Raw genomic sequence first — 17,953 nt, forward strand, 5'->3', positions numbered from 1 at the left:
GCTCATCTACCTCAGTTTCAGGGTTGCAAGGCCGATCAGCACCAGGATCACGGTGATGATCCAGAAGCGGACGATCACCCGTGGCTCTGGCCAGCCCTTGAGTTCAAAGTGGTGGTGGATCGGCGCCATGCGGAACACGCGCTTGCCGGTCAGCTTGAAGGAGGCAACCTGGATCACCACCGACAGGGTTTCCATGACGAACACGCCGCCCATGATGAACAGCACGATTTCCTGGCGGACGATCACGGCGATGGTGCCCAGCGCGGCGCCCAGCGCCAGCGCGCCGACGTCACCCATGAATACCTGCGCCGGGTAGGTGTTGAACCACAGGAAGCCCAGGCCGGCACCGATCAGCGCGCCGCAGAACACGATCAGCTCGCCCGAGCCCGGCACATAGGGGATCAGCAGGTATTCGGCGAACTTAACGTTGCCCGACAGGTAACAGAAGATGCCCAGGGCGCCGCCGACCATCACCGTCGGCATGATCGCCAGGCCGTCGAGGCCGTCAGTGAGGTTGACCGCGTTGCTCGAACCGACAATGACGAAGTAGGTCAGCACGACGAAGCCGATGCCCAGCGGAATGGTGACATCCTTGATGAACGGCAGGATCAGCGTGGTTTCGACGCTGGTCGGCGCGGTCTTGTACAGGAAGATGGCTGCAGCCAGGCCGAACACCGACTGCCAGAAGTACTTCCAGCGGCTCGGCAGGCCACGCGAGTTCTTTTCGATCACCTTGCGGTAGTCATCGACCCAGCCGATGGCACCGAATGCCAGGGTAACGATCAGCACCACCCACACATAGCGGTTGGTCAGGTCGGCCCACAGCAGCGTGCTGACGGCGATGGCGGACAGGATCAGCGCCCCACCCATGGTCGGGGTGCCGGACTTGGACAAGTGCGATTGCGGGCCGTCGTTACGCACGGCCTGGCCGATCTGGCGGATTTGCAGGGTACGGATCATCCACGGCCCCAGCCACAGCGCCAGGGACAACGCGGTCAGCACACCCAGAATCCCGCGCAGGGACAGGTACTGGAAGACCGCGAAGCCTTTGTGGAACTGTTGCAGATACTCGGCCAACAGCAGCAGCATTAATGTTTCTCCCCGCTGGCACCGCACAATGCCGCCACGACGTTTTCCATCGCAGCGCTGCGCGAGCCCTTGATCAAGATAGTGGTGTCGCTGGCATTCTCGGCGCCAACCGCGTCGATCAGCTCAGCTTGAGTAGCGAAATGGCGGCCATTGGCTCCGAACGCCTTGACCGCGTGTGTCATGTTGGAACCCACTGCGTACAGGGCGTCGACCTTGCCACGCGCGTAGTCACCCACCTGACGGTGGCCTTCTTCCGCCCATTGCCCCAGTTCGCCGATATCCCCAAGCACCAAGACGGTGCGCCCGGAAAAGCCGGCGAGTATATCAATGGCCGCGCACATGGAGGTGGGATTTGCGTTGTAACTGTCGTCGATCACCCGCACGCCGTTCGGCGCAATCTGCGCCACGGTACGGCCCTTGACCGGTTGCACGGCAGCCAGGCCTGCGGCGATGCCGCTCAGGCTCAGACCAACGGCATGGGCAGCCGCAGCGGCAGCCAGGGCATTGCTGACGTTGTGCTCACCGAGCACATTGAGTTGCACGTCTACCGTGTCGCCAGCGCCATGGAGCTTGAACGACGGGCAACCACGGGCATCGCGGCCGATGTCAGAGGCATGGAAGTCGGCCATTGGATTGTTGCGGGCAAAGCTGAAGACCTTGTGCGCGCCGGCACGTGCCTTCCATATATCAAAGGCCTTGTCGTCCAGGTTGAGGATGGCGATACCGCCCTCGTCCAGGCCTTCGAGAATCTCGCCCTTGGCTTCGACGATCTTTTCCGGGCCGCCGAACTCGCCAACGTGGGCGGTGCCGGCGTTGTTGATGATGACCACCTGGGGCCGGGTCAGGCCGACGGTGTAGCGGATCTCGCCAATGCGCGAGGCGCCCAGCTCGATCACCGCGGCGCTGTGCTCGGGGGCGATCTCCAGCAGGGTCAGCGGCGCGCCGAGGTCGTTGTTCAGGTTGCCGCGGGTGGCGTGCACCAGGCCACGGGTGCGCAGGATGCTGGCGAGCATCTCCTTGACCGTGGTCTTGCCGCTGGAACCGGTGATGGCCACCACCGGCTTGTCGAAGGCAGCACGGTTCAGCGCGCCAAGCTGGCCGAGGGCCAGGCGGCAATCGGCGACCAGCAACTGCGGCAGGTCGACATCGGCCACTTCACGCTCGACCAGGGCCGCGACAGCGCCCTTGGCCTTCACATCGGCCAGGTAGTCGTGGCCATCGAAGCGCGGGCCGGCCAGGGCGACGAACAGTTGCCCGGCGCCAACACTGCGGCTGTCGATGCTGACGCCGGTGAAGGAGGCGTCGGCACCGACTTGTTGACCACCCAGCGCTTTGGTCAGCTGGCTGAGTGACATCGGCTTAAGCATGTGGAGCCTCCCAGCCTGCAAGTGCCTTTTCGGCCTCGGTCAAATCGGAGAAATCATGACGCTCGCCATTGATCTCCTGGTAATCCTCGTGCCCCTTGCCGGCCAGCACGATCACATCGTCGGCAACGGCGGTGGCAATCAGGTGCGCTATGGCTTCGCCACGACCGGCAACGAACTCGACCTCGGCAGGCTTGGCGAAACCCGGGCGGATGTCGTCAAAGATGCGCAGCGGGTCCTCAGTACGCGGGTTGTCGTCGGTTACCAGCACGCGGTCGGCCAGGCGCTCGGCCACTTCAGCCATCAGCGGGCGCTTGCCGCGGTCTCGGTCGCCGCCGCAGCCGAACAGGCACAGCAGCTTGCCGTGCGCATGCGGGCGCAGGGCTTCGAGCACTTTCTCCAGGGCGTCCGGGGTGTGCGCATAGTCGACCACCACCAACGGCTTGTCGCCCCCACCCAGGCGCTGCATGCGGCCGATCGGCCCCTGCAGCTGCGGGGTAACCTTGAGGATTTCGTCCAGCGCGTAGTCCAGCGCCAACAGAGTCGCCACGGCGGCGAGCATGTTGCTCAGGTTGAAGCGGCCCAGCAACTGGCTGCGCAGGGTACGTTCGCCCTGGGCGGTGACCAGGGTGGCGCGCACGCCATCGTCATTGAACACGGCTTCGCGGCAGAACAGCGAGGCCTCCGGGTTCTCCAGGCTGTAGCTGAGCAACCGGGTCTCGATATGGTCGACACTCGGGCGGCGGGCAAAATCGGCGGCCAGGCGACGGCCGAAATCGTCATCCAGGTTGACCACCTGGCAACGCAGGCTCGGCCAGGCGAACAGCTTGGCCTTGGCGGCCTCATAGGCCTCCATGCTGCCGTGGTAGTCCAGGTGGTCGCGGGACAGGTTGGTCATGACCGCGATGTCGAATTCCAGAGCGGCGACCCGGCCCTGCTCCAGCGCGTGGGAGGAAACCTCCATGGCCACGGCTTTGGCGCCACCTTTCTTGAGGTCATTGAGGGTCGACTGTACGGCGATCGGGTCGGGCGTGGTCAGGCGGCCACTCTGCAGCTCACCATAGAAGCCGGTACCCAAGGTGCCGATCAGGCCACAACGCTGGCCAAGCAAGTCCAGCGCCTGGGCCACCAGCTGGGTGACGCTGGTCTTGCCGTTGGTACCGGTAACGCCCACCAGGTTCAGCTGGCGGCTCGGTTCGCCATAGAAGCGACCTGCGATATCCGAAAGCTGGGCGATCAGGCCCTTGACCGGGATGAGCGGCACATCGGTGATTGGCAGGACGCTCGTGCCCTGCTCTTCATAGGCTACGGCGGCAGCGCCACGCGCCAGAGCATCGGCGATATGCTCGCGGCCATCGACCTTGGCGCCCGGAACAGCCAGGAACAGATCACCCGGGCGCACATTGCGGCTGTCCAGCGTCAGTTCACGGATCAACGGGTCACGGCTGGCGTGAGCGAAAAGCTTGCTCAATGGCATTGTCATCATCCACGCCCTCCCTTGGCGGTTGCAGCAGCATTGACTTGCGATTGTTCTACGGGCGCCGGTGGAGGCAGGTTGTCTGGCGGAACGTTCATCAGGCGCAGAGTGCCGGACATGACCTTGCTGAATACCGGTGCCGAAACCAGACCACCGAAGTAACCGCCCTTGCCAGGCTCATCGATCACCACGACGATGGCGTAGCGCGGGTCGCTCATCGGCCCGAAGCCGGCGAACAGCGAGCGGTAGGCGTTTTCGGTGTAGCCCTTGGAGCCGACGGTGGCCTTACGGGCGGTACCTGACTTGCCGGCCACGTGGTAGAACGGCACCTGGGCGCGGAACACACCGCGCGGTGCTTCGATCACCTGTTGCAGCATGCCCTGAATGGTTTCGGCGGTTTCCTTCGGAATGGCCTGCACCGCTTCCGGGGCCTTGTCGACCTTGAGGATCGACAGCGGCACCATCTTGCCGTCGTTGGCCAGCGCCGCGTATGCATGCACCAGCTGCAGGGCGGTCACCGACACGCCATAGCCATAGGACAGGGTCGCAGTCTCGGCCTTGCGCCACTCGCGATGGTTGGGCAGGTTGCCGACGCGCTCGCCGGGGAAGCCAAGGCCGGTGTACTGGCCCAGACCGACCTGGGACATGACCCGGTAGATGGCCTCGCCGCCGATGTCGAAGGCGATCTTGCTCATGCCGACGTTACTGGAGTTGATCAGGATACCGGTCAGGTCGAGGATCGGGCCTTCGCTCCTGGACACGTCCTTGATGGTGTAGCGACCAATTTGCAGGCTGCCCGGGTACACCTCGACCTTGTCGGTCGGCTTCCAGCGGCCACTTTCCAGTGCCGCACTCATGGAGATCGGCTTGACCGTGGAGCCCGGCTCGAACACGTCGATGATCGCGCGGTTACGCATGGCGGCCGGGAACATGCTGCGGCGGTTGTTGGGGTTGTAGGTCGGCTGGTTGACCATGGCCAGGACCTCACCGGTCTTGACGTCCATGATCACCAGGCTGCCCGCCTTGGCATCCTGTTCGGCAATGGCGTTGCGCAGCTCGCGGGTGGCCAGGTACTGCAGGCGCAGGTCTATCGACAACGCCAAGGTCTTCCCGGCCTTGGCGTTCTTGGTTACCTGGATGTCCTTGATCAGCCGGCCGCGCCGGTCCTTGATCACCTGCCGCTTGCCGGGTACGCCAGCCAGCCATTCGTCATAGGCCAGCTCCACCCCTTCGCGACCGTGGTCGTCAAGGTCGGTGAAGCCGACCATGTGCGCGGTGACATCACCGGCCGGGTAGAAGCGGCGGAATTCTTCCAGGCCATACACGCCCGGCACTTTCAGGTCGAGCACATGTTGGCCCTGCTCCGGGGTCAGGCCGCGGACCAGGTAGATGAACTCTTTGCTGGCCTGCTGGGTCAGGCGCTCGGTCAGCTGCTGCGGGTTCTGCCCCAGTGCTGCTGCCAGCTGCGGCCAGCGGTCCTTGGACGCCTGCATTTCCTTGGGGTTGGCCCACAGGGTGGTGACCGGGGTACTGACCGCCAACGGTTCACCGTTACGGTCGGTGATCAGGCCGCGGTGAGCCGGGATAGGGATGTGACGCAGGCTGCGCGCATCGCCCTGCCCCTTGAGGAAGTCACGGTCGACTACCTGCAGGTCGATGATGCGCCAGCAGATGGCACCGACCATCAGCGCCAGCAAGCCGATCACCACGCGGAAGCGCCAGGGGTAGAGTGCGCCTTCGAGCTTCATCATGGCGCCACCATCCGCACTTCGTCAGCCGAAGGTACGCGCATCTTCAGTTGCTCGGAAGCCAGGTTCTCGATGCGACTGGCGGCGGTCCAGGTGCTTTGTTCGAGAATCAGCCGGCCCCATTCGGCCTGGGCCTTGTCACGTTCGTTCAATTCGCCGTACAGCGTGTTGAGCAACTGACGGTTCCAGTGCGCGCTGTAGGACACGGCGATGGCCGAAACCAGCACGGCAACGAACAGCAGAAGCATCAGGAAGCTTCCGCCTGGCAAAGGTTTGGCAAACAGCCTGCTCACCGCAGCTTCTCCGCCACCCGCATAACGGCGCTGCGCGCCCGCGGGTTGGCCTTGAGCTCGGCGTCGGAAGCGAACTGAGCCTTGCCGATGAGCTTGATTTTCGGCTCGAAGACCTTGTGCTGTACCGGCAGGTTGCGCGGCAGGTTGTCAGCCTCGCCCTTGGCCAGCTTGCGCATGAACAGCTTGACGATGCGGTCTTCCAGCGAATGGAAGCTGATCACTGCCAGGCGGCCGCCCACTTCCAGCGCATCGATCGCGGCCTCCAGGCCTGCCTCGAGATCACCCAGTTCGTTGTTGACGTGAATGCGCAGGCCCTGGAAGGCGCGGGTCGCCGGGTTCTTGCCCTTCTCCCAGGCCGGGTTGGCCACCTTCAGCACCTCGGCGAGGTCGCCGGTGCGGGTGAACGGTTGCTGTTCGCGGCGCTGCACCACGGCGCGAGCCATGCGCTTGGCGAAACGCTCTTCGCCGTACTCCTTGAACACACGGGCTATTTCTTCTTCAGGTGCAGTGGCGATGAACTCGGCGGCGCTGATGCCCTGGTCCGGGTTCATGCGCATGTCCAGAGGGCCATCATTGAGGAAGCTGAAGCCCCGCTCGGGGTCATCCAGCTGCGGCGAGGAAACGCCCAGGTCCAGCAATACGCCGCTGACCTTGCCATCCAGGCCACGCTCGGCCACTTCCGCGCCCAGCTCGGCAAAGCTGCGCTGCACAATGACAAAGCGGCCGTCTTCGGCCGCCAGCGCTTGCCCCGTGGCAATCGCCTGTGGATCTTTGTCGAAACCCAGCAGCCGCCCTTGCGGCCCGAGCTTGCTGAGAATCAGCCGGCTGTGCCCGCCACGGCCAAAGGTGCCGTCCAGATAGCAACCGTCGGCGCGCAGGGCCAATGCCTCGACAGCTTCGTCGAGCAGGACGGTAATGTGGTTGAAGCCGCTATCTATGGTCACAGGATCAGGTCACGCAATTCGTCGGGCATGGCGCCCGGTTGTTGAATAGCTGCAAGGTCTGCTGCCGAAACCGCGTTCCAGGCATCTTCATCCCACAGCTGGAATTTGTTCAGTTGCCCTACCAGCATCGCCTTCTTGTCGAGCTTGGCGTACTCACGCAGACGGGGCGGTACCAGGAAACGCCCACTGCCATCGAGCTCCAGGTCAACCGCGTTACCGATCAGCAAACGCTGAAGGCGGCGGTTTTCCTCACGCAACGATGGCAAGGCACGCAACTTGGCTTCTATCTGTTCCCACTCATCGAGGGGATAAACACACAAGCAGGGGTCAACGGCGTCGATGGTCACGATCAGCTGACCATTGCAACGCGAATCGAGCTCGTCACGGTACCGGCTCGGCATGGCGAGACGGCCCTTGGCATCGAGGCTGACGGCGTTGGCTCCGCGGAACACGGCTGCGATTCCCCACAATGTTAGCTTTTTTGTGCCAGAAAACCCACTTCATCCCACTTTCTGCCACTTGCGCACACTATAGGAATCCGCCCGCAGCACCGTCAAGGCACGTTCGGAAGGAAAAGCCTTACAGGACCGAGATTTAGCGCAATAAAGGAATGCGGAAGGACTACCGAGCAGAAAAAAACACGAGAAAAATCAAACCCACGCAGGCGAATGGAGTTCGAAGTTAAAGTGATTTATTAAGAGTAAGATTTTTTCGGTATTACCAGAGGGCATCTGCTATCGAATAAAGCAGGGAGGGAAAGGTGGAGAGTCGATCTGTAAGCCGGGTTTTGTCGAGGACAGTCATTCCTCTACGACGGCCATCACTGGACGCCTCTAGCAACCTACCCGGTTCCGACGCGGGCCACGCCTAATGGAACCCTATTTGGTCTTGCTCCGAGTGGGGTTTACCTAGCCACGAACTGTTGCCAGCCGTGCGGTGCGCTCTTACCGCACCTTTTCACCCTTACCGGCACCGAAGTGCTTAGGCGGTTATTTTCTGTGGCACTTTCCGTAGGCTCGCGCCTCCCAGGCGTTACCTGGCACTCTGCCCTATGGAGCCCGGACTTTCCTCCCCCTGCTGTTGCGGAACAAAAGCAGGCAGCGACTGTCCGATCGACTCTCCACCGCCAAGATTAACGGCACGCGCGCCCAAGAACAAGCAATACCGGCATTTATATCAATATGCCACTATTCGGTTTTCTGCTTTTCCAGTGCAAGTTGATACAGCAGGTTCTTGCGCACCCCGGTAATTTCCGCAGCCAGCGCCGCCGCCCGCTTGAGTGGCAGCTCGGCCAGCAGCAGGTCGAGCACCCGTTGCGCTTCGGCACTGATCGCCTGTTCGCCCTCCGGCGCACTCCAGCCACCAACCAGTACCACGCACTCACCGCGCTGCTGGTTGCTGTCACCAGCAACGAAGGCGCGAAGCTCGGCCAGGGGCAGGCCCTTGAGGGTCTCGAAGGTCTTGGTCAGCTCACGCGCCAACAGCGCCGGGCGCTCGCCACCGAATACCGCTTCCATGTCTTCAAGGCATTCCAGGATACGGTGCGGGGCCTCGTAGAAGATCAGCGTGCGCGGTTCTTCCTTTACCTGCTCCAGGCGCGCCCGCCGTCCCGCCGCCTTGGCCGGCAGGAAGCCTTCGAAGATGAAACGGTCCGACGGCAGGCCGGCTGCCGACAGCGCGGCGATCAGAGCGCAGGCGCCCGGCACCGGGACCACATTTACCCCCGCAGCACGCGCCTGGCGCACCAGGTGGTACCCCGGATCGGAAATCAGCGGCGTGCCGGCATCGGAAACCAACGCCACATTCTCGCCTGCCAGCAGCTTGGTGAGAAAACGCCCGCCCTCGTCACGCTCGTTGTGTTCATGGCAGGCCGCCAGCGGCGTGTCGATGCCGAAGTGCTGCAGCAGACGGACCGAATGACGGGTATCTTCCGCCGCGATCAGGGCCACGTCCGCCAGCACCTTCAGCGCCCGGGCACTCATGTCGTCGAGGTTGCCGATAGGGGTTGCGACCACATACAGCGTCCCCACCGTGGATTTCGAAGCCCCTGCCACATCAGTCACTGCGCACACCTGTCGTTCGGATCAAAGGCGCCATTGTAGCCCGAGCGCCTGCAACAGGGCGCAAAGAACTTCGCCGACGACCGATGGCAGGCCTCCTATAGTGAAGGATCGACACGGCAACATCGCGCCCCGGCCAGCGCTTGGGTACAATTGCCGGCCACCTTGATCGAGTAACAGGACCTTTACATGATCGCTTGCCTGCGGCTGTTCACAGCCCTCTGCCTTGCTGCCTTGCTGGCAGCCTGCGCCAGCTCGCCCTCATCCAGCCTGGGCGAACTGCCACGCACCCCGGACGCCAGCATCGAGCAACTGCTCGAAAAGGCTGCTTCCAGCAAGTCCGCGGAAGACGCCGCGCTGCTGCGCCTGAGCGCAGCCGACCTGGCCTACAGGCAGAAGGACTTCCCACGCGCCGCACGCATCCTCGAGCAGGTGCCGCTGGACACACTCAAGCCGGCCCAGCAAGTGTTCGCCAGCACCCTCGGTGCCGAGCTGGCCATGAGCCGCAACCAGCCCAAGGCTGCCCTGGCCGCCCTGGCCCACCCCAGCCTGCAGCGCGTCGCCGAACTGCCGGAAGAACAGCAAGCGCGCACCTACAGCGTGCACGCGGCCGCCCTCGAAGCCGATGGCCAGGCCCTCGCCGCCGCGCAACAGCGCGTGCTGCTGGGCCCGCTGCTCAGCGGTCAGGCCGCCAGCGCCAACAATGACGCCATCTGGGCACTGGTCGCCTCGCTGCCGGCAGAGCAACTGCAGCAGCCAGGCAACGACCAGACCCTTGCCGGCTGGACCAGCCTGGCCTTCGCGGTAAAAAGCGCCGGTACCCTGGAACAGCAGCAAGCGGCGATCGACGCCTGGGTCAAACAGCACCCGGACCACCCGGCCGCCCAGCAACTGCCGCTGGCTCTGACCAAGCTCAAGGAGCTGGCCAGCCAACCGCTGACCAAGATTGCCCTGCTGCTGCCTCAGGAAGGCCCGCTTGCCGGTGTTGCCCGCGCCCTGCGTGACGGTTTCATGGCTGCACACTTCCAGGCCCAGCAAGCCGGCCAGCAGGCGCCAGCCGTGCAGGTATTCGACAGCTCGCGCATCGGCTCGCTCGACGACTTCTATCGCCAGGCCCAGGCCGCAGGCGTACAGCTGGTCATCGGCCCGCTGGAAAAACCGCTGGTCAAGCAACTGGCTGCCAAGCCACAACTGCCGATCACCACCCTGGCCCTGAACTACGCCGACGCCGGCCAGAAGGCTCCACCGCAGCTGTTCCAGTTCGGCCTCGCTGCCGAAGACGAAGCCCGTGAAGTGGCCCGTCGCGCCCGCGCCGATGGCATGGTCCGCGCAGTTGCCCTGGTGCCGAGCGGCGAATGGGGCGATCGTGTGCTTGCCGCCTTCCGCCAGGACTGGGAAGGCAACGGTGGCACTCTGCTCGCCGCCGAACGCATCGCCCAGCCGGTCGCATTGGCCCAGCAGATTGCCGACCTGTTCCAGTTGCGCCAGAGCGAAGGCCGCGCCAAGAGCCTGCAGAGCACGGTAGGTGGCAGCATCGCCGCGCAGCCGTCGCGCCGCCAGGACATCGACTTCATCTTCCTCGCCTCGACCCCGCAACAGGCCCAGCAGATCAAGCCGACCCTGAACTTCCAGTACGCCGGTGACGTGCCGGTCTACGCCACTTCGAACCTGTATAGCGCCAGTGGTGACGTCAACCAGTACAACGACATGAACGGTATCCGCTTCTGCGAAACCCCGTGGCTGCTCGATACCAGCAACAGCCTGCGCCAGCAGGTCGTGCAGCAATGGCCGCAAGCGGCAGGCAGCCTGGGCCGCCTGTATGCCATGGGCGTCGACGCCTACAGCCTGGCGCCGCGCCTGGGCCAGCTGAAAGCGCTACCGGACAACCGCGTACTGGGCCTTTCGGGCAGCCTGAGCATGAACGCCAACCAGCGTGTCGAGCGCCAGCTACCTTGGGCCGAGTTCGTCGGTGGCCAGGTCCAGCGCCTGCCTGACACTCCTCGCTGATGGCAGCAGCGTCGCCCACCAGCGCCGGGCAGGCAGCGGAAAGCCAGGCCCTTGAATATCTTCAAGGGCAGGGCCTGCAACTGCTGGCGCGCAACTGGCGATGCAAAGGCGGTGAGCTTGATCTGGTCATGCTCGACGCCGATACAGTAGTATTCGTCGAAGTCCGCTACCGGTTGCACGCGGGCTTCGGTGGCGCCCTCGGCAGTATCGACGGGCGCAAGCAGAAACGGTTGGTGCTCGCCGCCAGCCTGTTCCTGCAGAAGGAGCCCCACTGGGGCAACCACCCCTGCCGCTTCGACGTAGTCGCCCTACAGGGCAGCCACCATGCAGGCAGACCGCTTCAATGGCTGAAAAACGCCTTCGAATGCTGAACCCATTCCGATTTTTTTGCTCTATGTTTCGCGGGCTGGTCGTTGTTGCGCGTAGCAAAGGCCACCGCCCCACTTAAGGTCACCAGATGGACATGCAATCCCGAATTCGCCGGCTATTCCAGGCCAGCATCGATACCAAGCAACAGGCAATGGACATCCTGGCACCGCACATCGAGCAGGCCAGCCTGGTCATGGTCAACGCGCTGCTCAACGAGGGCAAGATGCTCGCCTGTGGCAACGGCGGCTCGGCCGGCGATGCCCAGCACTTTTCCTCCGAGCTGCTCAACCGCTTTGAGCGCGAACGCCCGAGCCTGCCGGCCATCGCGCTGACCACCGACAGCTCGACCTTGACCTCGATCGCCAACGACTACAGCTACAACGAAGTCTTTTCCAAGCAGATCCGCGCGCTGGGCCAGCCCGGTGACGTTCTGCTGGCGATCTCCACCAGCGGCAACTCGGCCAACGTGATCCAGGCGATCCAGGCCGCACATGACCGCGAAATGATTGTCGTAGCATTGACTGGTCGCGATGGCGGCGGCATGGCTTCGCTGCTGCTGCCTGAAGACGTGGAAATCCGCGTACCTTCGACGGTTACCGCGCGTATCCAGGAAGTCCACCTGCTGGCGATCCACTGCCTGTGTGATCTGATCGACAGCCAACTGTTCGGGAGTGAAGAATGACCCCTATGCGCCTCGGCCTTATGGCCCTGACCCTGTGCCTGAGCGTCACTGGTTGCAGCTCGGTACTGACCTCTACCCGCAATTCGCCGATCGAGGACGATCGCGGAACGCGCACCATCGGCAGCAAGATCGACGACTCGCTGATCGAAACCAAGGCTTCGGTCAACATCGCCAAGGCCAGCCCTGACCTGGACAAAGGTTCGCACATCGTTGTCAGCAGCTACAACGGCATCGTCCTGCTGGCCGGCCAGACACCGCGCGCCGACCTCAAGAGCCTCGCCGAGCAGACTGCCAGCCAGGTACAGCGCGTCAAGAAAGTGCACAACGAGCTGCAGGTGATGCAACCCTCCTCCATCCTGGCGCGCAACAACGACGCCTGGCTGACCACCAAGATCAAGACCCAGATGCTGACCGACAATGCCGTGCCCAGCTCGCGCATCAAGGTGATTACCGAGAATGGCATCGTTTACCTGCTTGGCCTGGTGACCCAACAGGAGGCCAACTCGGCCACTGCCGTGGTACAGGGCGTTTCGGGCGTGCAGAAGATCGTCAAGCTGTTCGAGTACATCGACTGATTCATCAGCCTGTGCTGGCCTCTTCGCGGGCTTGCCCGCTCCCACAGGGATACGCTAACCCCTGTGGGAGCGGGCAAGCCCGCGAAGAGGCCAGTACAGGCAAGCACAACACCTTGTCTTTTCAGAAATCCAGGAAACACCGCATGAAAAAGCTTCTGCTGCCTGCCCTGCTGTTCGGCACTTTCGCCACCCTGGCCGGCTGCTCTACACCAAGCCTGATCACCCTCAACGATGGCCGTGAAATCCAGGCCGTCGACGTACCGAAGTTCGACCGTGACGCCGGCTTCTATGAGTTCCAGCAACTCGACGGCAAGCGTACCCGCATCAACAAGGACCAGGTACGTACCATCAGCGACTTGTAAGCAGGGCTGGCGTAATTAAAAAAAGGCGATCCGGTTGGATCGCCTTTTTTATTACTTGACCACTTTCAGACTTGGTCGACCAGTCGGGCGTGGCGGCTGGCCACCACCCTCTGGCGGGCCATCGTCATCCGGCTGCACATCATCATCTTCCTGCTCATCGTCATCCATCATGGACGACTCCAGCTCGAAGACCATACCCTGGCCATTCTCGCGGGCGTAAATACCCAGGATGGCGCCAACCGGCACGTACAGCGAGTGAGCCACGCCGCCGAAGCGGCCCTCGAAGCTGACCGCGTCGTTGTCCATGTGCAGGCTGCGCACGGCACTTGGCGAGATGTTCAAGACGATCTGGCCATCACTGGCGAAACCGTCCGGCACCTGGACCTTCGGGAATTCGGCATTGACCAGCATATGGGGCGTGCAATCGTTGTCGACGATCCACTCGTACAGTGCTCGAACCAGATAGGGGCGACTGGAGTTCATCAACGGCTCCTTAAAGCTTGCGCATTTCACGTTCTACAGAGGACAGGCTCGCCTGGAAAGGCTCGCGGGCGAACTGCCGCTCCATGTAATCCAGCAGCGGCTTGGCTTGCCGCGGCAACTCGATACCCAACACCGGCAGACGCCAGAGGATGGGCAGTAGACAACAATCGACCAGGCTTTGCTCCTCACTCATGAAGCAGGCGTACTCGCCGAACAACGGCGAGACGCCGGTCAGGCTCTCACGCAATGCCTTGCGCGCTTCGGTTCGGGCAGCCTCGCTACTGCGCGGATCGAGCACGGTATCGGCCAGGGAGCACCAGTCACGCTGGATGCGGTGCATCAGCAAGCGACTGTTCCCCCGCGCAACCGGGTACACCGGCATTAGCGGCGGATGTGGATAACGCTCCTCGAGATACTCCATCACCACGGTCGATTCATACAGCGCCAGGTCACGGTCGACCAGGGTCGGCACGCTGCCGTAAGGATTCACCTCGACCAGCTTGGGCGGCAGTCGACCGGGATCGACATCGATGACCTGCACGCTGATGCCCTTCTCGGCCAGCACGAGGCGTACCCGATGAGAATAGTGATCAGCGGGGTCGGAATAGCAGGCTAACCTGTTGGTTGCGCCCATGTAGCGCCTCCTCGTACGGGATGCTTGTAAAACTGTAAATGAAAACGCGCCCGTGGGGACCTGGCAGATCTGCCAGGCCACCACGGGCGCGTTCAACAACCAGAAACTACTGCGTGATCAGTGCACGTCCTTCCAGTATTCACGCTTGAGCAAATAGGCGAATACGAAGAAGAAAGCCAGGTACAGCAACACGTAGGTACCGATGCGCTGGCTTTCCAGTTTGACCGGGTTGGCCGAATAGGCCAGGAAGGTCACCAGGTTCTTGACCTTCTCGTCGAACTGCTCGGTCGTCAGGGTACCGGAATTCGGCGTAATGGTCAGCTGGTCGCAGGCTTCATGGGTCAGCGGGCTACCAGTCAGTGGGTCGAATTGCTTCTTGCCATCGGTCACGGTCTGCACCTGCTTGCAGCCAACCACCTGGTTACCCTGCAAGCCGACCAGCACGTTAGGCATGCCGACGTTCGGGAACACCTTGTTGTTCACCCCATAAGGCCGCGACGGGTCCTCATAGAAGCTGCGCAGGTAGGTGTACAACCAGTCGGTACCACGCACTCGGGCCACCAGTGTCAGGTCGGGCGGTGCGGCGCCGAACCAGGTCTTGGCGTCACTGGGCTTCATGCCGATCTGCATGTGGTCACCGATCTTGGCACCGGTGAACACCAGCTTCTCGAGCATCAGCTCGTGGGGGATGCCCAGGTCATCGGCAACCCGCTCGTAACGCTGGAACTTCGCACTGTGGCAACCCATGCAATAGTTGGCAAAGGTACGCGCACCGTCCTGCATGGCGGCCTTGTCGCTCAGGTCGATGTCGACCTTGTCCAGCTCCAGGCCCGTTTCGGCCGCGAAGGAAAAGGCAGGCATCACTGCCAGCAAAAATACTGCAATCAACTTTTTCATCAGCCAGTCACCCTTTCCGGAACCGGTTTGGTCTTCTCGAGCCTTGTGTAGAACGGCATCAGCAGGAAGTAGGCGAAGTACAACACCGTGCACACCTGCGACAGCAAGGTACGCCCAGGTGTCGGCGCCAGCACGCCCAGTATGCCGAGGATGACGAAGGCCACGCAGAACACCAGCAGGAAGAGCTTGCTGATCCAGCCCTTGTAGCGCATGGAGCGGACCGGGCTGCGGTCGAGCCAGGGCAAGACGAACAACACGGCAATGGCCGCACCCATGGCAATGACGCCCATCAGCTTGTCAGGCACCGCACGCAGGATCGCGTAGAACGGCGTGAAGTACCACACAGGCGCAATGTGCTCGGGGGTCTTGAAGGCGTTCGCCTGCTCGAAGTTAGGTTTCTCCAGGAAGTAACCGCCCATTTCCGGGAAGAAGAACACCACGGCGCAGAACACGAACAGGAACACCACCACGCCGACAATATCCTTGACGGTGTAGTACGGGTGGAACGGGATACCGTCCAGCGGGATACCGTTTTCGTCCTTTTTCTTCTTGATGTCGACGCCATCGGGGTTGTTCGAACCCACTTCGTGAAGGGCGAGGATGTGCAGGACCACCAGGCCGAGAATCACGATCGGCAAGGCAACCACGTGCAGGGCGAAGAAGCGGTTCAGAGTGATACCCGAGATCAGGTAGTCACCACGGATCCACTGGGTGAGGTCGCCACCGATCACCGGAATGGCACCGAACAGCGAGATGATCACCTGGGCACCCCAGTACGACATCTGGCCCCACGGCAGCAGGTAGCCCATGAAGGCTTCGGCCATCAGCGCCAGGTAGATCAGCATGCCGAACAGCCACACCAGTTCACGCGGCTTCTGGTAGGAACCGTAGAGCAGGCCGCGGAACATGTGCAGGTAGACGACGATGAAGAACGCCGATGCACCTGTGGAGTGCAGGTAGCGCAGGATCCAGCCGTATTCCACATCCCGCATGATGTACTCGACCGAGGCGAACGCCTCTTCTGCCGAGGGTGTGAAGCTCATGGTCAGCCACACACCGGTGACGATCTGGTTGACCAGCACCAGCAACGCCAGCGAGCCGAAGAAGTACAGGAAGTTGAAGTTCTTGGGTGCGTAATACTTGCTCAGGTGGTCTTCCCACATCTTGGTCGCGGGGAAGCGAGCATCAATCCAGTCCATGAACTTGCTCATCATGCGTTCTCCTGGTCAACGCCGATGACGACGATCTCGTCCGACTCGTAAGAGTGCGGTGGCACGGGCAGGTTGAGTGGCGCCGGCTGCGACTTGTAGACACGGCCGGCCAGGTCGTAGTGGGAACCGTGGCATGGGCAGAAATAGCCACCGACCCATTTCGGGCCAAGGTCAGCGGGTGCGACTTCCGGGCGGAAGGTGGGCGAGCAGCCCAGGTGTGTGCACAGGCCAACAAGGATGAGGATTTCCGGCTTGATCGAACGAACCTGCGGATCGACGTAGGTGGGCTGCACCGAGGCCTTGGACTCGGGGTCAGCCAGATCACCTACGACCTTTTTCAGGTTACCGAGGATCTCGTCCGTTCGCCGCACGATGAACACTGGCTGGCCGCGCCACTCGGCCACCATCTGCTGCCCGGCCTCGACCTTGGCGATATTGACCTTCACCGGTGCACCCGCGGCTTTCGCCTTGGCACTGGGAAACCATGACCCCACGAACGGTACCGCAGCCCCCACTGCCCCCGCCGCCCCGACTACGGATGTCGCGGCTACGAGGAAGCGGCGCCGGCCTGCGTTGACGCCGTCATTGCTCATTCAGTCCTCTCCCATCAGCTTGCTTGACCAGTTGGACCTGGCCTGTACTTAGGTAATGTCTGTGGCACTAAAAATTGGCCGCCATGGTAAGAAACAAATCCACACACTGACAAGGTGATTACCCGGGGAACGGGCTACAACCCTCGCTTTGCTTGATCTGCGTCTATGCGGCAAGTCGTCACGGACATGCTGACAGGTTAGTTCAAGACATAAAAAAAGCCCGGTTCCAAAGAACCGGGCTTTTTTCGACTGCCGAAGCGGTATTAACGCTTGGAGTACTGAGGACGCTTACGCGCTTTACGCAGACCCACTTTCTTACGCTCGACTTCACGAGCGTCGCGGGTGACGTAGCCAGCACGACGCAGAGCGCCACGCAGGGTTTCGTCGTATTCCATCAGAGCGCGGGTGATACCGTGACGGATCGCACCGGCTTGACCGCTGACACCACCACCGGAAACGGTGACGTAGATGTCGAACTTCTCAACGGTTTCGGTCAGCTCGAGCGGCTGACGAACAACCATGCGAGCGGTTTCGCGACCGAAGAACACGTCCAGAGAACGGTTGTTGATGGAAATGTTACCAGTACCCGGACGCAGGAATACGCGAGCGGTTGCGGTCTTGCGACGGCCAGTGCCGTAGTTTTGAGTCGCCGACATAATGAACTATCCCGTTAGATCTTCAGTTCTTGAGGCTGCTGAGCAGTGTGTGGGTGAGCAGCACCCGCGTACACTTTCAGCTTGCGGTACATGTCGCGACCCAGCGGGTTCTTCGGCAGCATGCCTTTGACCGCAGTTTCGATAACACGCTCAGGGGCCTTGGCGATCAACTTCTCGAAGTTGATTTCCTTGATACCGCCCGGGAAACCGGAGTGGGAGTAGTACATCTTGTCGGAAGACTTGGCACCAGTCACACGAACCTGCTCGGCGTTGATAACGACGATGTAGTCGCCGGTGTCAACGTGAGGGGTGTATTCTGGCTTGTGTTTGCCACGCAGACGGCTAGCGATTTCGGTAGCCAGACGACCCAGGGTCTGGCCAGCGGCGTCGACTACGAACCACTCGCGCTTTACTGTTTCCGGTTTAGCAGTAAAAGTTTTCATTCTCTAAAGCCTCAGAGGCCGCCCAGCGAAAAATAGACGGCGAATCTTACTGGATAGTGCACAGCT

At 62.1% G+C, this 17,953-nt stretch carries 20 protein-coding genes and 1 other RNA gene; 5 read left to right on the forward strand and 16 right to left on the reverse strand.

From position 1 onward, the window contains the following. Window positions 1–6 precede the first annotated feature (6 nt). From mraY to rsmI, 9 genes are all read right to left on the reverse strand, one after another. Window positions 7–1,089 (reverse strand): phospho-N-acetylmuramoyl-pentapeptide-transferase, encoded by a 1,083-nt coding sequence (gene mraY, locus M1D87_RS21780; protein ID WP_023661969.1) that lies wholly within the window; start codon window positions 1,087–1,089, stop codon window positions 7–9. Beyond that, window positions 1,089–2,456 carry a UDP-N-acetylmuramoyl-tripeptide--D-alanyl-D-alanine ligase gene (locus M1D87_RS21785; protein ID WP_123084248.1) on the reverse strand — a complete coding sequence of 456 codons (1,368 nt, stop codon included), beginning with the start codon at window positions 2,454–2,456 and terminating at the stop codon, window positions 1,089–1,091. The genes mraY and M1D87_RS21785 overlap by 1 nt, the downstream gene beginning before the upstream one ends. Further along, window positions 2,449–3,939 carry a UDP-N-acetylmuramoyl-L-alanyl-D-glutamate--2,6-diaminopimelate ligase gene (locus tag M1D87_RS21790; protein ID WP_183596558.1) on the reverse strand — a complete coding sequence of 497 codons (1,491 nt, stop codon included), beginning with the start codon at window positions 3,937–3,939 and terminating at the stop codon, window positions 2,449–2,451. The genes M1D87_RS21785 and M1D87_RS21790 overlap by 8 nt, the downstream gene beginning before the upstream one ends. After that, window positions 3,936–5,678 carry a peptidoglycan D,D-transpeptidase FtsI family protein gene (locus tag M1D87_RS21795; protein ID WP_161551483.1) on the reverse strand — a complete coding sequence of 581 codons (1,743 nt, stop codon included), beginning with the start codon at window positions 5,676–5,678 and terminating at the stop codon, window positions 3,936–3,938. The genes M1D87_RS21790 and M1D87_RS21795 overlap by 4 nt, the downstream gene beginning before the upstream one ends. Beyond that, entirely contained in the window at window positions 5,678–5,971 is a 294-nt protein-coding gene (ftsL, locus tag M1D87_RS21800) for a cell division protein FtsL (protein ID WP_003260787.1), read from the reverse strand. Before ftsL ends, M1D87_RS21795 begins: the two co-directional genes overlap by 1 nt. Continuing rightward, window positions 5,968–6,915, reverse strand: a complete 948-nt coding sequence (rsmH, locus tag M1D87_RS21805; protein WP_013974118.1) for a 16S rRNA (cytosine(1402)-N(4))-methyltransferase RsmH — start codon at window positions 6,913–6,915, stop codon at window positions 5,968–5,970. The genes ftsL and rsmH overlap by 4 nt, the downstream gene beginning before the upstream one ends. Next, entirely contained in the window at window positions 6,912–7,367 is a 456-nt protein-coding gene (gene mraZ, locus M1D87_RS21810) for a division/cell wall cluster transcriptional repressor MraZ (protein ID WP_004575120.1), read from the reverse strand. The genes rsmH and mraZ overlap by 4 nt, the downstream gene beginning before the upstream one ends. Window positions 7,368–7,675: 308 nt before the next feature. Next, an RNA gene (gene rnpB / locus M1D87_RS21815) (RNase P RNA component class A) lies at window positions 7,676–8,035 on the reverse strand. A gap of 67 nt (window positions 8,036–8,102) precedes the next feature. Beyond that, window positions 8,103–8,897 carry a 16S rRNA (cytidine(1402)-2'-O)-methyltransferase gene (gene rsmI / locus M1D87_RS21820; RefSeq protein WP_232881267.1) on the reverse strand — a complete coding sequence of 265 codons (795 nt, stop codon included), beginning with the start codon at window positions 8,895–8,897 and terminating at the stop codon, window positions 8,103–8,105. A 267-nt stretch (window positions 8,898–9,164) separates the two neighbouring features. Between rsmI and M1D87_RS21825 the strand changes: the two genes are divergently transcribed. The 5 genes from M1D87_RS21825 (at window position 9,165) to M1D87_RS21845 (ending at window position 12,970) form a co-directional block, all read left to right on the forward strand. Beyond that, window positions 9,165–10,982, forward strand: a complete 1,818-nt coding sequence (locus tag M1D87_RS21825) for a penicillin-binding protein activator (RefSeq protein WP_123084247.1) — start codon at window positions 9,165–9,167, stop codon at window positions 10,980–10,982. After that, entirely contained in the window at window positions 10,982–11,353 is a 372-nt protein-coding gene (locus M1D87_RS21830; protein WP_039613002.1) for a YraN family protein, read from the forward strand. Before M1D87_RS21825 ends, M1D87_RS21830 begins: the two co-directional genes overlap by 1 nt. Window positions 11,354–11,439: 86 nt before the next feature. After that, window positions 11,440–12,033, forward strand: coding sequence for a phosphoheptose isomerase (locus M1D87_RS21835; RefSeq protein ID WP_012274070.1), 594 nt, complete (start codon window positions 11,440–11,442; stop codon window positions 12,031–12,033). Beyond that, a complete protein-coding gene (locus tag M1D87_RS21840) occupies window positions 12,030–12,608 on the forward strand; it encodes a BON domain-containing protein (RefSeq protein ID WP_015271720.1) in 579 nt (192 codons plus the stop codon). Before M1D87_RS21835 ends, M1D87_RS21840 begins: the two co-directional genes overlap by 4 nt. 143 nt (window positions 12,609–12,751) lie before the next feature. Beyond that, window positions 12,752–12,970 carry a YgdI/YgdR family lipoprotein gene (locus tag M1D87_RS21845; protein ID WP_003260792.1) on the forward strand — a complete coding sequence of 73 codons (219 nt, stop codon included), beginning with the start codon at window positions 12,752–12,754 and terminating at the stop codon, window positions 12,968–12,970. A 51-nt stretch (window positions 12,971–13,021) separates the two neighbouring features. Here M1D87_RS21845 and M1D87_RS21850 read toward each other — a convergent pair whose 3' ends face one another. The 7 genes from M1D87_RS21850 to rplM all read right to left on the reverse strand — a co-directional run bounded on the left by M1D87_RS21850 (window position 13,022) and on the right by rplM (window position 17,887). Further along, on the reverse strand, window positions 13,022–13,453 hold the full coding sequence (locus tag M1D87_RS21850) for a ClpXP protease specificity-enhancing factor (RefSeq protein ID WP_039613003.1): 432 nt from the start codon (window positions 13,451–13,453) through the stop codon (window positions 13,022–13,024). 10 nt (window positions 13,454–13,463) lie between these two features. Next, the gene (locus tag M1D87_RS21855) at window positions 13,464–14,087 is read right to left on the reverse strand and encodes a glutathione S-transferase N-terminal domain-containing protein (protein ID WP_015271722.1); all 624 of its coding nucleotides are present in this window, start codon (window positions 14,085–14,087) and stop codon (window positions 13,464–13,466) included. Window positions 14,088–14,204: 117 nt separating this feature from the next. Beyond that, window positions 14,205–14,984 carry a cytochrome c1 gene (locus M1D87_RS21860; protein ID WP_013974125.1) on the reverse strand — a complete coding sequence of 260 codons (780 nt, stop codon included), beginning with the start codon at window positions 14,982–14,984 and terminating at the stop codon, window positions 14,205–14,207. Continuing rightward, on the reverse strand, window positions 14,984–16,195 hold the full coding sequence (locus M1D87_RS21865; RefSeq protein ID WP_003260795.1) for a cytochrome b: 1,212 nt from the start codon (window positions 16,193–16,195) through the stop codon (window positions 14,984–14,986). Before M1D87_RS21865 ends, M1D87_RS21860 begins: the two co-directional genes overlap by 1 nt. Further along, window positions 16,195–16,788, reverse strand: coding sequence for a ubiquinol-cytochrome c reductase iron-sulfur subunit (gene petA, locus M1D87_RS21870; RefSeq protein ID WP_015271723.1), 594 nt, complete (start codon window positions 16,786–16,788; stop codon window positions 16,195–16,197). Before petA ends, M1D87_RS21865 begins: the two co-directional genes overlap by 1 nt. Window positions 16,789–17,051: 263 nt before the next feature. Then, window positions 17,052–17,444 (reverse strand): 30S ribosomal protein S9, encoded by a 393-nt coding sequence (gene rpsI / locus M1D87_RS21875; RefSeq protein WP_003260797.1) that lies wholly within the window; start codon window positions 17,442–17,444, stop codon window positions 17,052–17,054. A gap of 14 nt (window positions 17,445–17,458) precedes the next feature. After that, window positions 17,459–17,887 carry a 50S ribosomal protein L13 gene (gene rplM / locus M1D87_RS21880; protein WP_003260798.1) on the reverse strand — a complete coding sequence of 143 codons (429 nt, stop codon included), beginning with the start codon at window positions 17,885–17,887 and terminating at the stop codon, window positions 17,459–17,461. Window positions 17,888–17,953: the final 66 nt, after the last annotated feature.

Source organism: Pseudomonas sp. SA233 (genome assembly GCF_054792385.1).

Coding starts and splice junctions, on each gene's coding strand:
- rpsI (WP_003260797.1), bottom strand. CDS start 17,444: ATGTCGGCGACTCAAAACTACGGCACTGGCCGTCGCAAGACCGCAACC.
- M1D87_RS21795 (WP_161551483.1), bottom strand. CDS start 5,678: ATGAAGCTCGAAGGCGCACTCTACCCCTGGCGCTTCCGCGTGGTGATC.
- M1D87_RS21860 (WP_013974125.1), bottom strand. CDS start 14,984: ATGAAAAAGTTGATTGCAGTATTTTTGCTGGCAGTGATGCCTGCCTTT.
- M1D87_RS21865 (WP_003260795.1), bottom strand. CDS start 16,195: ATGAGCAAGTTCATGGACTGGATTGATGCTCGCTTCCCCGCGACCAAG.
- M1D87_RS21825 (WP_123084247.1), top strand. CDS start 9,165: ATGATCGCTTGCCTGCGGCTGTTCACAGCCCTCTGCCTTGCTGCCTTG.
- M1D87_RS21850 (WP_039613003.1), bottom strand. CDS start 13,453: ATGAACTCCAGTCGCCCCTATCTGGTTCGAGCACTGTACGAGTGGATC.
- M1D87_RS21840 (WP_015271720.1), top strand. CDS start 12,030: ATGACCCCTATGCGCCTCGGCCTTATGGCCCTGACCCTGTGCCTGAGC.
- rplM (WP_003260798.1), bottom strand. CDS start 17,887: ATGAAAACTTTTACTGCTAAACCGGAAACAGTAAAGCGCGAGTGGTTC.
- M1D87_RS21835 (WP_012274070.1), top strand. CDS start 11,440: ATGGACATGCAATCCCGAATTCGCCGGCTATTCCAGGCCAGCATCGAT.
- M1D87_RS21845 (WP_003260792.1), top strand. CDS start 12,752: ATGAAAAAGCTTCTGCTGCCTGCCCTGCTGTTCGGCACTTTCGCCACC.
- M1D87_RS21830 (WP_039613002.1), top strand. CDS start 10,982: ATGGCAGCAGCGTCGCCCACCAGCGCCGGGCAGGCAGCGGAAAGCCAG.
- M1D87_RS21855 (WP_015271722.1), bottom strand. CDS start 14,087: ATGGGCGCAACCAACAGGTTAGCCTGCTATTCCGACCCCGCTGATCAC.
- mraY (WP_023661969.1), bottom strand. CDS start 1,089: ATGCTGCTGCTGTTGGCCGAGTATCTGCAACAGTTCCACAAAGGCTTC.
- M1D87_RS21785 (WP_123084248.1), bottom strand. CDS start 2,456: ATGCTTAAGCCGATGTCACTCAGCCAGCTGACCAAAGCGCTGGGTGGT.
- rsmI (WP_232881267.1), bottom strand. CDS start 8,897: ATGAGTGCCCGGGCGCTGAAGGTGCTGGCGGACGTGGCCCTGATCGCG.
- M1D87_RS21790 (WP_183596558.1), bottom strand. CDS start 3,939: ATGATGACAATGCCATTGAGCAAGCTTTTCGCTCACGCCAGCCGTGAC.
- petA (WP_015271723.1), bottom strand. CDS start 16,788: ATGAGCAATGACGGCGTCAACGCAGGCCGGCGCCGCTTCCTCGTAGCC.